This window comes from Neorhodopirellula pilleata (assembly GCF_007859915.1).
GTDB classification, from domain to species: domain Bacteria; phylum Planctomycetota; class Planctomycetia; order Pirellulales; family Pirellulaceae; genus Rhodopirellula; species Rhodopirellula pilleata.
This window is the reverse complement of record NZ_SJPM01000010.1, coordinates 270,455-285,211: the sequence shown is the minus strand read 5'-3', so window position 1 is coordinate 285,211 and position 14,757 is coordinate 270,455. Positions and strand designations below refer to the sequence as shown.

The 14,757-nt window shown below is 58.5% G+C and carries 9 protein-coding genes; 5 read left to right on the top strand and 4 right to left on the bottom strand.

Annotation, left to right across the window (positions count from 1 at the left end; genetic code table 11):
• Positions 1-46: 46 nt before the first annotated feature.
• Positions 47-1,102: a transaldolase family protein gene (locus tag Pla100_RS21440; protein WP_146579986.1), complete on the bottom strand. Its 1,056-nt coding sequence runs from the start codon at positions 1,100-1,102 to the stop codon at positions 47-49.
• A 180-nt stretch (positions 1,103-1,282) separates the two neighbouring features.
• On the opposite strand from Pla100_RS21440, the gene Pla100_RS21435 reads away from it, so the two are divergent.
• The 5 genes from Pla100_RS21435 to Pla100_RS21415 are packed head-to-tail and all read left to right on the top strand — an operon-like array spanning position 1,283 to position 8,608.
• Entirely contained in the window at positions 1,283-2,656 is a 1,374-nt protein-coding gene (locus tag Pla100_RS21435; RefSeq protein WP_231603314.1) for a hypothetical protein, read from the top strand.
• Positions 2,657-2,659: 3 nt separating this feature from the next.
• Positions 2,660-4,900, top strand: coding sequence for an efflux RND transporter periplasmic adaptor subunit (locus Pla100_RS21430; RefSeq protein ID WP_146579984.1), 2,241 nt, complete (start codon positions 2,660-2,662; stop codon positions 4,898-4,900).
• A complete protein-coding gene (locus Pla100_RS21425) occupies positions 4,897-5,925 on the top strand; it encodes an HlyD family secretion protein (protein ID WP_231603313.1) in 1,029 nt (342 codons plus the stop codon). Before Pla100_RS21430 ends, Pla100_RS21425 begins: the two co-directional genes overlap by 4 nt.
• A 7-nt stretch (positions 5,926-5,932) precedes the next feature.
• A complete protein-coding gene (locus tag Pla100_RS21420) occupies positions 5,933-7,987 on the top strand; it encodes an efflux RND transporter periplasmic adaptor subunit (RefSeq protein ID WP_146579982.1) in 2,055 nt (684 codons plus the stop codon).
• Between the two features lie 3 nt (positions 7,988-7,990).
• Positions 7,991-8,608, top strand: a complete 618-nt coding sequence (locus Pla100_RS21415; protein ID WP_197168124.1) for a peptide chain release factor family protein — start codon at positions 7,991-7,993, stop codon at positions 8,606-8,608.
• Between the two features lie 43 nt (positions 8,609-8,651).
• Here the strand turns inward: Pla100_RS21415 and Pla100_RS21410 are convergent, their stop codons facing one another.
• From Pla100_RS21410 to Pla100_RS21400, 3 genes are all read right to left on the bottom strand, one after another.
• Positions 8,652-10,982 (bottom strand): O-antigen ligase family protein, encoded by a 2,331-nt coding sequence (locus Pla100_RS21410; RefSeq protein ID WP_146579979.1) that lies wholly within the window; start codon positions 10,980-10,982, stop codon positions 8,652-8,654.
• Positions 10,979-12,151 (bottom strand): MraY family glycosyltransferase, encoded by a 1,173-nt coding sequence (locus Pla100_RS21405; RefSeq protein ID WP_146579977.1) that lies wholly within the window; start codon positions 12,149-12,151, stop codon positions 10,979-10,981. Before Pla100_RS21405 ends, Pla100_RS21410 begins: the two co-directional genes overlap by 4 nt.
• A gap of 291 nt (positions 12,152-12,442) precedes the next feature.
• A complete protein-coding gene (locus tag Pla100_RS21400; RefSeq protein WP_146579975.1) occupies positions 12,443-14,116 on the bottom strand; it encodes a sigma-70 family RNA polymerase sigma factor in 1,674 nt (557 codons plus the stop codon).
• Positions 14,117-14,757 lie beyond the last annotated feature (641 nt).

Sequence of the window (14,757 nt, the reverse complement as noted above, 5' to 3'; positions counted from 1 at the left end):
GATAAGGGGAAATGAGCCGGAGCTCGGTAGGGACTCGACGATTTGGTTAAGTCGCCGGTGACAGTTCAGATCGTTTTTTGGCGATTAACGCCAGCAAGGCTCGTTGCGGTTTGACGAATTTATCGACACCTTCGGCCATCAAATATTGATGCAACCGCATCGGATCGACCTTCGCGTCGATTTCAGCAAGAACCTCATCGGATGGCAACTGGTCGACTGTTCGTGTGAACGTCAAATCGCTGTCGGCGATCGAGGCGTTGGTTTCCGGCGGATTGGTTTGGATGTCGCTGCCGGCGAGGGCCTGCACGTACTTCCACGGCGGGTCTTTGGGGTCCTTGGTTCCGGTGCTGGCGAAGATCAGTTCTTGCTGCAACGGCAGGTTCTTGTCCGCCCAGAACGCATTGTTCTCTTTCCAAACTCGCTTGGCGTTGACGATGCCAACCATTCCTTGGGCGGCGTCGGAAAGTTCCACTTCTTTCGACGTATAAACGTCAATCCGTGAAATAAAAATACTGTAGACCGACTTGAACTTTTCGGGCGGAACATGATTCTCCGCCCCGCGCCAGATCGCTTCGCGGGCGATCCGGTATTGGTCGTCGGTGAAGATCAGCGTCACGTTCAGCGTCACGCCGGCGGCGGCGAGGGGTTCGAGAGCCCGCAAACCCGCCGAAGTGGCGGGGACTTTGATCATCCGGTTGGTGTGGCCGGCCGCCCACTGTTTTCCCAAAGCGATGTACTGCGCAACGACATCGTCTTCCTTGAGGTTCAAGGACGGGTCTTCAAGTAGCGGATCGAGTTCGAAGCTAACCCAACCGGCGTTGCCTTTGGTTTTTTCGTGGATGTCGGCGAATTTCTTCTCGGCACGGGTAACCAATTGATCGGTCAACGCCCACGCGATTTCGTCGTCGGTCTTGCCATCGGCGAGCATCGATTCGATCTCCCCATCGAGTTGCCCGTCCGCCACGATCGAGGAAATGATAGCGGGATTGCTGGTGGCCCCGACGGCCCCGTAGGCCAAATTGGCGTCGACTTCGGACGGCTCGACCGAGTCGAGATAAAGTTTTGTGCCGGTGTCGATGAGTGACTTTATAGCGGAGGACATGAGCGGGCCTTTTCGGTTTGGGGCAACAACTTTTGCTTTACCATATCAACAAAGCGTCGCGGCGGTAACGTAGCGACTGACGTGCCAAGAGAAACTTGAATCATTCTTCTGAATTTCATGGCTTTTTCTGGGTATCGCCGAAGCGGCCTGTTTTCCTAAACTGCCCGCTCGACGCCTGCGGTGAACGATTTGCCGGGCGTCGATCAACCCGAGCAGGAGTCGACCGGCATGGATGCCTTGATCGCAGGATGGATTCGTTACGGACTGGTAATCGCGAGCTTTTGGGCGATTAGTTCGACCACCGAAGCGGCGAATTTTCGCACTCGCAATTTTTTGATCCAAGCCCCCAACGCAGCGCTCGCCAAGTCCGTCGGCGAAGCGGCTGAAAAGTATCGCGACGACTTGGCAACGTACTGGACCGGGCAAACCTTGCCCCCTTGGCCGACGCCGTGCCCGGTTCGCGTGGTCGCCGGCCCCACCCTCGCAGCTCAAGGGGTGACGACCTACAACCCCGCCCCGGTGAGGGACTTTCAAATGGAAGTGATCGGGACTCCCGAACGGATTCTCGATAGTGTCCTGCCGCATGAAGTCACGCACACGGTCTTGGCGACGTACTTCGGTCGGCCGCTACCGCGTTGGGCCGACGAAGGCATCTGCACGACGGTCGAACACGAGTCGGAACGTTCCAAGCACGAAGCCAAGCTTCGCGAGTTCTTGTCATCGAGACGTGGCATCGCGATGAACCAATTGTTCTTATTGACCGAATATCCACCCGACGTTTTGCCGATGTACGCCCAAGGTTATTCGGTTTGCCGATTCCTGATCGAACAACAAGGTCCGAAAACCTTCATTTCATTCTTGAAAGACTATATGCAGCGTCCGTCGTGGACGGCGAACGTGCAAAAGCACTATGGGTACGATTCGCTGGGCGAACTGCAAGAATATTGGCTGTCGTGGGTCGAAGCGGGTAGCGGTCCGGTGGCTCAATTCGCCAAAGCCAAGCCGCAAGACTCCACGCCGCAAAATTCCACTCCACGAGACGAAGTTCTAACGAGCGACACGCCCGTAACGAGCACGCCATCTCAAGACGACCTCAATAGCCTTGTCGCCGCCAATGACCGGGGCCGCGTTAGCGAACTATCCACCGCCGATAGTTGGTACCATCGCCGCGCCCAAGGACTTGCATCGGATCAATTGGAACCGGCCAAACGTCCGGACCAGGCCGCTCCATTGGCTTCCAACGACAACGCGCCCTTGGCGACGAACCCGCCGGCGGATCGAATCGCAACACGCGACACAACGCTCGGCCAAGTCACTCCTGTTTCCGCCTCGCAAACTTTAGGAAACAACGATCCAAACAAATCCTCCTCCGGCGTTGTTTGGGCGCCTCCGTCGGTGCTGTCCAGTGGTCGCTATTCGGCCGCGACTCCCCAGGGAGAAACATCGGGATCGTATCGCGGTGATGTTTTGGCACCGGGACGGCGTCAACTCGATTCCGGCCGGCGTTCCGGATCGATGAGCCCCGGTTCGATGAGCCAAAGCATGTGGCGATAAATCGTGACTGCGACGGCCGCCAGCGAACCGTTTCTGTTCACACCGGGGCAATCCGATTCAGGGACAACCGATGCGGCTGCGCACAAAAACCGACCCGTTCGCCGAAACGATTCTGCCGAAACGCTGATCGATCAAGCTCGTCAAGAAATCTCGGCGATCGTGCGCGAGGTGGCCTCGGCGGCACGCTCGCATCAAGGCCGCGATCCGTACCTGCGTTTCCTCGCCGACCGAATTTTACGTGCGATGGCGGCGCACGGTGTGGTCATCTGGAGTATCGAAGATGCGACGGCCGATCTCGCTGATTGGCGTTACATCGCCGAACATCGTCTGGGAACGGTCACCGATCTTGGACTCGACGAAACAGCCCGATCGGTTCATGACGGCTTGTTGATCGAAGTCGCCGCGCAGCATTCGCCCGTCGTCGTTCCTGCCACTCCAGGAGCTTCAGACGCCGATTTGCCCGCCAATCCGACGTCGCATCCGGCGGCGCTGGTACCGGTATCGATCGATCCGGATTCGCCGCTGCCGAACTGTTTGATCGAAGTGTTCTTGGAACCCGGTGGAAGTCCCGCGAGCCAACGGGGTTCGCTGCGGTTCCTTGCCCAAATGGCGGACCTCGCCGGGGAGTTCTTACGCGCCGAGCATCTGCGTTCGCTAAGTCGCCGGTTGTCCCAAATCAATCGATCCGCCCGCGTGGCGGATCATCTGCAGACGCTCTCGTCGACGACGCAAGTCTTAGCCGCCTGGGTCGACGCGACCGCTGAACTGTTGGAATGTCCACGGGTCGCGTTGTGCCGAATCGATCGTGGACGCCCGCGGATCGTCGCGGTCAGTCATGTCGACCGGATCGACCAACACGGAGCGGCCGCCCAAGCGATTCGCGAAGCAGCGTCGCGACCGATGCGATCCGCCGGGGCCATCGACCTGTCCATTTCCACCGACGGAAACTCACCAGACACTGCACTGGAGAACACGCCGGAGAATGCGACAACCAACTGCGATGATCACCCAAAGTCCGATCCGGTCATCGACCGCCGAAAATCGGAACGACGCAGATCGGACGAGCAGCAACCCGTCATTCCGCATTGGGTGGTCTCGCTTCGCGGTGATCGACGCTGGCGGATGGTGTTGCTGCAGCGTGAGGGAGACTCATCGTTGGCCAAACAGCCCGACCCCGAAACGACGGCGGTTTTGGAACGAATGCTCATCGGCGGTCAACTCGCCTGGGCGGCGGCCGAACGAATCGAAGCGATTCCGGGCGGAAAGTGGTGGAACCGTTTAACAGCAACGTCGCCATCGACCCACCGGACGCAGTTATCGTCCGACGATCTTGTCGCGTCCACCAGCGCACCTGCCACGTCGGTTTCCCCGGTTCGTCGCCGCGTCGCTTTGTTGACCGCCATGGCGATGACCGCAGCGATGCTGCTGTGGGTTCCGATCCCGTCGGTGATCCCGGTTACCGGAGTGCTCCGACCGCTCGAACTGGACACCTACCACGCCCGGCACGATGCGATTGTTCGAACGATCCACGTCGATCACGGCCAGACCGTTCGGCAGGGCGATCTGCTCGCGACGTTGTGGTCGGATGATCTCAGCCAGAAGCAAACGACGCTGCTCGGCCGTCGCGCCGTCTTGTCTCAAAAACGAGATCAATTCAATCGGCAACTAGTCGCTTCCAATGGTTCGGTCGACGGCGCGGCCGGCTTGCCAAGCGGTGACGAGATCAACGAAGAAATCGCATCGATCGACGAGCAATTGCAGATCATCGCTCAGAGCCAAGACGACTTGGTTTTACGTGCCCGACGTGACGGGCGCGTCGACGCTTGGCGGATTCAGGAGCGATTATCCGATCGACCGCTGCGACGTGGCGACACGGTCTTGAGCGTCATCGCTGCCGAAACGACTTGGGTCGCCGACGCGACGGTTCCACAACGGCGTGTTCAACAGATCGATCAGGCGATCTCGCAGCAGTGTCTGGTTGCCGACGTCGCACCCCGTTGGTCGGCCGATCAATCGCAAACCGCGACGACACAACGATTCGGGCCCGTCGTGTCCGATCCGATCGATGGCACTCCGGGTGTTATCTTGCGGTTGACGCTTGAGCAAACGCCCCGGCTCGGCGACCAACCACTCGTCGAAACGCCGGCGCGAATCACCATCCACTGCGGCGGTACTTCGGTCGGGTCATTCTTGTTTGAAGACGTTTGGGGTTGGTTCCGAACACGTGTGGGGATGTACCTATGAATGCGATGGGTTGGTCGAATCGGTTCCTGTTGGCGGCAATGCTGACGCTGGGCTTTCTCGCTTCCACCTCGACATCGGCGCAGACTACCGGTCAGGATCCCCCGACGCGTTCGTCGGGCGATTCGGTGGTCGCTCGAGATGTGGTCGTTGATTTTGCCGGCCAAGTCGATGTGCCCGCCCGCACAAGCGGCCCCGTTGCCGTCTTGCCCGTTCAGCGCAACCAGTGGGTGCGCTCGGGCGATTTGCTCGCCCAGCTCGATGATTCCCAAACCGTGATCCGCCGCCGGGCGGCGGCGTTAAAGGAACAGGCCGCACGATTGGTGATCCAAGACAGCGTCGAGATCCGCTACGCGGAGACCGCGTTGGCGGAAGCCGAAGCCGAACTCGACGACGGGCAAGCGGCCAGCGAGCGGGTCAGCGGTGCCGTCGCACGTAACCAATTGCGTCGGATGAAGTTGGCCGTCGAACGCGCCCAACTGGAACTCGCCCGCGCCGAAAAAGAACGCCGACAAGCCGAGATCGACCTGCAACTACGGGCCGCCGATTTGGCCGTGATCGATCACGAACTCGCCCAGTTGAAATGCGTCGCACCGATCGAGGGCGTCGTGTTGGAGGTGCACCGCGAACCGGGCGAATGGGTTCATGCGGGCGAGCCGTTGGTAACGATTGCCGACGCGGCGGTGTTGCACTTGCACTCGCTCGTCCACGCCGACGAACTCGATCCCGCCCGCTGCGTCGGATTGCCGGTTAGCGTTCAGTGGACCAAGGTCGACCCGAGCAGCGGCGAAGACATCGAACAATCCTTGCGAGGCAAGGTTTTGTCGGTGGATCCGACCCGTTTATCCGGCAATCGCTTCCGGCTGCACGCCGAGGTTGCCAATCGACGCAACGTCACGACCAACTCCCCGCTGGAAGCCGACGGGTGGCAGTTGTCTCCGGGAATGGACGTGACGATGACTATCCATCGCGGGCAAGCAGAGACGGCGTGGCGAGCCGAACGAGCACGATCGGGGTCGCTGCGGTGAGTGTGTCATGAAGCTAAGAGGCGACTTGCAAGTCTTGCCGTTGCCCGGCGAGCGTGATTGCATCATCGTTGATGATATCAGCGGCCGGTTCGCCCGAATCAAACGGACGTTGTGGGGTCAGTTACGACGCCAGACATCATCCGACGACATCCCGGTCGATCGTTCGATCGCACAACAGGCCGTTCACGCCGGATGGACGCGGGCCCGAGTGACCAACCGCGAAATCGGCTGGTCGCCGCTGTCGATCAAAATCCCCATCGCTTCGATGGATCGATTCGCCCAGTCGATCGTCCCTTACAGCGACTGGGCCTACTCGCCCAAGGCAATGTTTCTTTGGATCATCGCGGCGATCTTAGGCGTGGTGATGTTGATCGTTCGTTGGGAACATTGGATCGGCAGTGTTCCCTCACTGACCAAGTACCTCGCGTCACTTTCGCTATGGCAAATCGGTGCCACGTTCGTGCTGACTAAAGCGATCCACGAGACCGGCCACGCGGTCGCTTGTCGCCGTTTAGGTTGTCGATGTGGCGTGGCGGGGGTGTGGTTGCTATGTGGAATTCCCTGTCCCTACGTCGACGTGACTGAAGTTTGGCGGCAACCCGATCCGATCCGGCGGGCGATCGTGATGGCTGCGGGAATGATGGCCGAAGGCGTCGTGTGCGTGCTCGCGATTTGGGTTTGGGTGCTTGCCGACTCGGCCGACACTCGATTGGCCGCCATGAACGTGATCCTGATCTGCGGTGTCAGCACGATCTTGTTCAACGCCAATCCGTTGATGCGATACGACGGCTACTTCATCCTCAGCGATCTGCTGGACAGCGCTAATCTTCGCGTCGAAGCCGGTCAGGCTTGGATGCGATGGCTCTCGACACCGTGGGCACGATGGCACCGCCAAACGATCCGCGGCTGTTGTTTGAGCGTTTACCATGTTGCCTCGACGACGTATCGTGTTTTTATCTTTGTTGCGATCGCGGCCATGATTCTAGCGGTCGCCGATCAATGGAACCTGTGGCGCATCGCTACCATCGTGGTCGCCTTGATGACGGCCATGGCTGTCACGCGAGTCGGCAAAGGATGGTGGGGAATGTTCCGTGGCAATGGAAAATGGTCGATCGTCCCTCGAACGCGACGGAGATTCCTTGCCGCTGGTTCGATCGTCGTTCTCGTGGCGATCCCAATCGTTCCGATACCTCGCTACCGACATGTTCAAGGAAACCTTGAAGCGAAAGAGGTTGTCACGATCTATTTGCCCGGCGAAGGAATCGTCGACGGGATCCACGTGCGCGTAGGTGATCAAGTCCTCAGCGGTCAGTTGCTAGCCAATTTGAGTGATCGGGAACTGGAACTTCACTTGGTATCCATCGCGGGCCAAAGCAACGTCCTCAAGCATCGCTCGCGATCGGCAAGATTGGCATCGTTGTACGGCGCGCGATCCTCTCGCTCGTCTTCACCAAATTCTGCACCGGAAAATCAATGGGAGGTCTTGGACGAAGCCTCGCTCGCAGCGAAACGGACCCAGGCCGAACTTGCCGATCGCAAGAAGAAGCTGCATATCATTGCTCCGGCCGACGGGATCATCTTGGGTGGCGATCAGCGTGCGAAAGACGCGAACCAAGCTAACACGATCCTCGGGAACCCTGCCGGAGAAATCAATTATCCCGGCCGGCTATCACCCGGCGTCGGGGAAGCCGCCGATGATCGGCAGCCGTGGTGCCGAATTGCGACCTCTCCCGCGTTGCAAGTGGCATTGCCCCTCGACGCTGCCGACCACGAGGGTATCCAAGTCGGTTGCCCGGTGCGGTTGTCCGTGCCCGGTCGTTCGGCAATGGTGCTGGCAACGACCGTGCGATCGGTTTCGCCACTGCGGGCCGATTCCGACGAAGTCACCAACGACACCAAACACACCTACCAAGCGATCGCGGATATCCCCGAAGAATTTCTAACGGACCTCGGCGAGCTTCCCCGGTGGGATGGGGCGGTTTGCCAAGCCGTTCTTCATTTACCATCGCGTGCGCTGTGGCGTGATTGGCTCGATTCGATGCGTCAATGGGTCGGGATGTAGACGATGAACCAGGAAAGTCCCGACGACACCTCGGCAAAGTGGCCTCAACCCGAAGATCGGCTCAAAATGATGATCGTCGCATCTCCCCATCCGGCGGTGATCGATGTCGACGACTTGATCGGCCGATGCACCTTTCGCACCCAAACCCGCAGCGGCCCGGGCGGGCAACACCGCAACCGAACCGCCTCAGGCGTCTTCATCGCCTATCGCGACGATGAACTCCCCACGGAGATCACCGCAGAGGCGACCGAACAACGCAATCAGCATCGGAACCGGTCCGTCGCAATTCAGCGTTTGCGTTACGTCTTGGCGGTTTCGATCAGAACCACATCAATGCTCGATCCGAGCACACAAAACGTCAAGCCAGATGTTTTGGAAAGTGAACTGCACCGTAAGTATCAACGTGGAGCGTTGAAACTGGCCGACGAAAATCCGGACAAGCCCGGCCTCTTGGCGCTGGTGCTCAACGACCTGCTTGTTGCCGGAGGCCAACCGAGTTTAGTTGTTGCACACTGGGGAGTTTCCACCAGTCGCCTAGTCGGGTTGCTTAAGTCTCATGCTGCGGCGTGGACGTTGGTCAACCGCATTCGAGCCCACCACGACCGTCTGCCGCTACGATAACGCCGTCACCAAGTCGAACCACTGTCACTAAGTCGAACCACTGTCACCAAGTCGCGAAGACTTCGTCGGCCGGTCGCACGACGGATGATTCGATCGCCGGTCGTCCCAACTTGCGGCAGGGCATGATCATTTGAAAGTTGATTGCTCGCGTGACCACACCGCCTGCCTCGCATAACTCCTCGGCCCGCCGGGCGAGTTTGTCGGCAACTTCATGTGACGAACCGTTGAGGCGACTTTGTTCGCGAGCGATCTCGGCGGCCTGGGCGACGTAGGCCTGGTGAGTCGGTGACAGCGAGATCAATCGATTGAAGATATCCGACGCCATCTTTAAGTCGCTCTCCAGTCCACTGACTTGATAACGATGCAAGTGCAGTTCCCCGATCGCTTTCAGCTTGGCCGGATCGTTGCCGATGCGGTCGACGGCCTGAGAAAAAATCTCAAGCGATTTCTCGGGCAAGGGCTCGACCGGGCGACGGAGACGATCGCGGTTTTCGATCACGGCCAACCAAATCGCAGGATCGGCGGCGAGCGGATCAAGGGCCATCGCCGATTGCAGAACGTTCCTTGCCGCCTCGGACCGGTTCCGGCTGAGAGACCGCTCGGCCTGTTTCATCGCTTGATCGGTTTGGGCAACCGGGCGGAATGAAAAAGCGAACATCCACCAAACCAAACTGACCATCACGGCGGCGACGACCCACGGCTGCGATCTCAAACCTCGGTTCGCCCCGAGATCGGTATCCGTTTGAGAATCGTCCGCCGTGGGAACTGCCATCGCCGCGAAACTCGACAACACCAAGGCGACACCGGGAATCGTCCATCCGCCGGAAAAGCAAAGGTGCAACAACCCGGTGCCCGCCGCCATCGCTCCGACGCGTCGGAAATCAATGTCTTGCCGGTTTGCCTTCACCCAAACCGACCATCCGCCGACCATGGCGACCGCTACCGGCACCGCCCATTGATGGGCGTCGAAATCTGGCGGAAAGTCCCGACGAATTCCGTCGTACCAAACCCACATCAACCCGAACAATCCGCCCGCACCGGTCGCTCCGATGATCCATTTGGATTCGTCGGTCGCGTCACTGGACTGGATTTCGATCGGTTTCAATCCGCTGCGGAAAACTCTCACGGCGACGATCAACATCGCGATCAAAAAAAACGCACCGATCCAACCGCTAGCCGATAACGTTTCAAAAAAGAAATGATGCGGCTCGGCGATCAACTCGTGAGCCGACGGGTCGCGATACGCTTGATAGACAAGCTGAAAATTCCCTGGCCCCACGCCGAACCAAGGATGATCGGCGACCATGGCTAACGTCGCGTTCCAGTACTGGATTCGTAGTTGCAACGTCGCCGGGGCTTGCGACCAAGAGTCCCGGTCTACGGCCACGACGGCGATGCCGAGCAACAATATTGCTGCACCGGAGAACATCAAGACGAACCGACCTCGGGCATCCAACCATTTTCGGGCAAACGTCTGGGTCAACCAAACCGTCGCCATGATCGCCACCGCGAGAACGCCCGAACGACTGCCACTTACCGACAACGCGAACAAGAGAAGGAACGCAGCGCTCGCCACCACGGCAAGACCGCCAGAATGAATCCGTGCCTGATCCCCCGTCGCACGACGTTGAAGTCTCGACGAAATCATGGAAGCCAAGATCGCCAAACAGGCTGAGGCAAGCATCGCCAGCGGTCCGGCAAGCGAATTGGCGAGGGCAAACGTCGCGGTCGGACCACCGTCACGTAGCCGATTTTCGAAAATCATCCGGGCGGCAGAACCGGGAGGCGCGTCGAGCCCCAATTGAGCAAGCTGCCCGTCCGGATCGGCTTCGTATGCCGCAAATGTTTCAGGAAACGAAACGAACTCTTGGTGCAAGGTATGGACGGCCAACAGCGTGCCCAAGCCGACCAGCATACCGGTCAGTGCAAATCGAAAAGACGCACAAGTCGCACCTCGTCGCAACATCACCCACCAAGCGGCCGCTGCAATCCACCACCAAGCTTCGTTGGTCGACGCGCGAAGATCGCCACCCAGCGGAGGCGACCATCCGCTGAAAAGGCCCGCATTGATCCACGCCGACAACACAACCCAAACGGCCAACAACACCGGAATAACATCGAGCCAAAAAGCACTTTGCCTCCACCGAAACGTTTCCGGATCGACAAACATCCATGAGACAAGCCCGACCGACGAGCCGATCATCACCGCAAGTGTCAGACCTAACGACTCACCTCGTTCGACCGCCGTCGAGTCGCCGGGATGGTACGTCGACCAAACCAACAAGAACGCTGCTACCATCGCCAGGCCCGCGTGGACGATCCCCGCTGGCACGGCGAAAGTCGCTCGGTCCCCGGTCCGAGTCGTGTGGCTCACGACTTAGGTTCCCGCCAATGCGTCGATTCCAAGATCGCGACGAGCGACAACATGCATGCGACGATTCCAAAAACCGTGATCGCTTGCAAGATCGACACGTGCGTCAGTAGCAGGGCCGACAAACCACATGTCGCGGTGATCAGATGAACGGTCGCGACGGCGCGGGTTCGAGTCAATCCTAATGCCACCAGGCGATGCGACAGATGACTGTGATCGCCCTGGAACGGACTGCGGCCTTCGCGAATCCGGATCCAAATCACGGTGGTCATGTCGTACAGCGGCACGGCCATCGCGCACAACGGAGCCAGAATCGCATGGGGTCGAACCGATCCGTTGCTCGTCGCGCCACCCGCAAAGGTTGCCATCAACATCGAAACGGCGATCAGAAATCCGACCAAGTAACTGCCACCGTCGCCCATGAAAATGCTCGCCGGCGGACGGTTGTGAAAGAGGAATCCGATTAACGCTCCGGCCACGACGAGCAACAGCGCCGCCACCAAAAGTTGAGGTCGCTCGGTTCCCGGATCCGGTGTCGTCAACATCACCGCTGCGATCGAAGCGGCAATGATCGCGGCGATGCCTCCAGACAAGGCGTCCATGTTGTCGAGCATGTTGAACGAATTGATGACTGCGACGATCCACACGATCGACAAACCTTTGGTCAACCATCCGGCGTTCAAGTAAGCCGTCAGTTCGATGCCCAGCCCCAAAACGACGGCGGCGGCGATCGCGAATTGGCAACCCAGGCGAGCAAGCACCGGCAAACCGCGACGATCGTCCCACAAACCCAAAAACAACAGAAACGTTCCGGCGGCGAGCAACCACAACATGTCGTGCGAACGCGACCAAACCCCCGGGGCGTGCAACACGGCTTGTTCCCAATATCGAGCGGGGACGATCCCACCGAGTACGTCTGGCAAGGCACTCGACCGGTCGGCGTCTTGCAGCCACCAGGCGAGCGCGAGTGCCGACAAAATTGGAATGACAATGCCGAGATAAATCCCGATGCCGCCGCCGAGCGGCGTCGGCACGGTATGGCTACTGTGACCACCGGGACGGTCGAGCAACCCAAGTTGCCGGGCGAACCACCGAACAGGGAACAAGCTCACCGCACTGATCAACCCCGCCACCGCAGCAGCCACCAAAACGAGTACGACGGTGGCCGACATTCAAACCAGGGGGATACGGGTGCGAGGAAGCGAAAAACGCGAACGTAGCGAAATTTACCGCTAAACGCTACGCAGCGGCCCCGAATTAGTTCGCGAAGCGTTAAGTAGGCTGGGTGGAGGAGGGCTTTGACGACGAACACCCGGCATATTCGGCCTGGAAGAACGAACGTTCGACCGATCTCGCCACTCGCCACTCGCCACTCGCCACTCGCCACTCGCTTCTCGCCACTCGCTTCTCGCCCCACTGCCGGGTCTCCGCCGAAGCGGCTTCGACCCAGCCTACGAGTGGGTTCAGGAGGCGCCCAATTCGATGTCGATTTTGGCGTCGCGGGCGGCTTCGCGGAGCTTGCTCAATGCCCTTGCTTCGAGCTGACGAACACGTTCCTTGGTCACGCCCATTTCGACCCCGACTTCTTTCAAAGTCAACGGTTCGGCACCGCGTTGCAAACCGAAACGTGCCGAGATGATCTTTTGCTCTCGCTCGTCCAACCGATCCAAGATCCGGGCCAACTCTCGTTGACGCTGAAGTTGCACGGTTTCTTCCGTGTACGGGTCGAGCCGTTCGTCCTGATGAGCGACAAACATTTCTTCGCCGCTGGTACGGAACCGGTCGCGGTGTTTGAATTCCTTCGGGATCGTTCGGGCGAAGTTCTTCATGATCGCCCAGGTCGCGTAGGTACTGAATTTGTTGCCACGCGAGTAATCAAACTTCTCGACCGCGCGGATCAACGACATATTGCCATCGCTGATCAAGGCGAAGAAATCCTCGGTCGAGGCGACGTGTCGTTTGGCGATCGAAACGACCAAACGCAAGTTCGCTTGGACGATCTTGTTCTTTACCCGCACCGCGTCTTCGTACAACGACGCGATGCGATCCATGGTTTGCTTATTCGCCTGCCCGCTGGCGAGCAATTCATCCCGCAACACACCGGCGCGGTGTTTCAGGTAGTTCATCTTGCGAAACAAATGCCCTTCTTGCTCACGATTGAGCAGCCCGACGTCGTACAACGCCGCCAAATAGCTGGGCAGATCCGCTGGCGGACGCACCTTGCGAGCCGATTCGTTCTCGGGCATTTCGGCCAAGAATTCTTTCTCGCGGGAGACGTCTTCGAAGTCTTCGTTATAGATGTGATCCAACGGCAATTCGGCGAGTTGGGCCAATCGGACGTCGTCAAGGATCCGGCGGATGGTCGAACGGGTTCGTTTGAATCGTTTGCAGAGCTGCGGGATCGTTGCCCCGTGGGCATGCAATTGAGCAACGACCCGCTTGTCTTCCTCGGTAAGCGCTTCGCGGTGATGCGGGAAGATCGCCACTTTTTGATTTTGAGCGTCGAAGTTCTTCAGCGTATAGCGGATCGTTTCGGGGGAACGATTCATCTGCTTGGACAGTTGTTGGGTGACCTCCGACAGACTCGCTCCGCCCTCGACCAATTGCCGGGCGCGTTCGATCATCTCGGTTTTTTCGTCGTCGGTCAGTTGGCTGAAACGCTCGCCACGGCGGACCTTATCCCGATTGGATGCCAAGAAATGGTCGACGCTCGATTGCAAGAAACCGACGCGTTTGCGTTTTCCGAAAAGAAATTTGCGACTGACCAAACCGGAATCTCGCCAACGACTGATCGTCTTGGTCGAAACGCGAAATTGGCGGGCCAACTCATTGACCGTCAATACCCGTTCACCCACCGTTTGCGAATCGACGTCCGCCGCATCGGAGAGGTCTTCGATCAACAAACGCAAGTCGTGCCTTAAATCCGCAGCGGCGATCGTTTGGCGAAGTTTGGAATCGGGACGGTAGTTGGTGATTCGGAAGCAAACATAATCGAGGACATAGTCCCGACCGTCGACGATTTCACCGAGCAGCTTTTCAGCCAACTCGCCCTGTTCAATTTTTTTGGCTCGAGGGGCAAAACGGGTCAATTGGTCCCGAAGTTCCATCAATCCGATGTGACGATATCCAGTATGCATAACTCGCAAACTCCCAGTGCTGATCACGTGTCACATTTCCTTGCAACCCCGGCGGGTCGCCGACACGTTCAATCTGATTTGCCCGGGGATCGCCTAATCCATAAGGCGACAAGTGGCAGCGACTCGCGTCGCCTTCTCAACGACTCCATGCCGTCGATCAGCCCACCATCAGACCATCTCGCGGAACGAAAAGTTCAGTAAAAAGTTCATCGGACCGGCAATTTTTTCAAGAAGAATCAGCCAACCTGCGCGTTTCACAGAAACCACCAAGCGACCGTGTTTACCTGGCCTACCCATTCATTTTCTGCGGAAAATGCGGTGGGAAAGCCAATCCCTCTGGAATCGTTGCCCCGCCGATGCCTTTTTAAGAGGCAGTCCGGTGGTGGACGGGAAGCCTAGTAGAAACTTTCAGGCCAAACGACCGACCGTCACCAAAAAATCTCCGCTTGACTTCGAAAGTGTCCGGTAAAACCGTGGTTTTAGATGGCGGAAAAAACTTTTGGCGTCTCCAAGTGTCCTGAATGTTCGTGGCCAAATTGTCATTTTTACAATCAGATTGAAACCATCTCCGTCGCAAAATGAGAATGTGCGGCAATCTGAAACAAGGGTTCAACCGGTTGAGGAGGCAATGCCGAATTTGA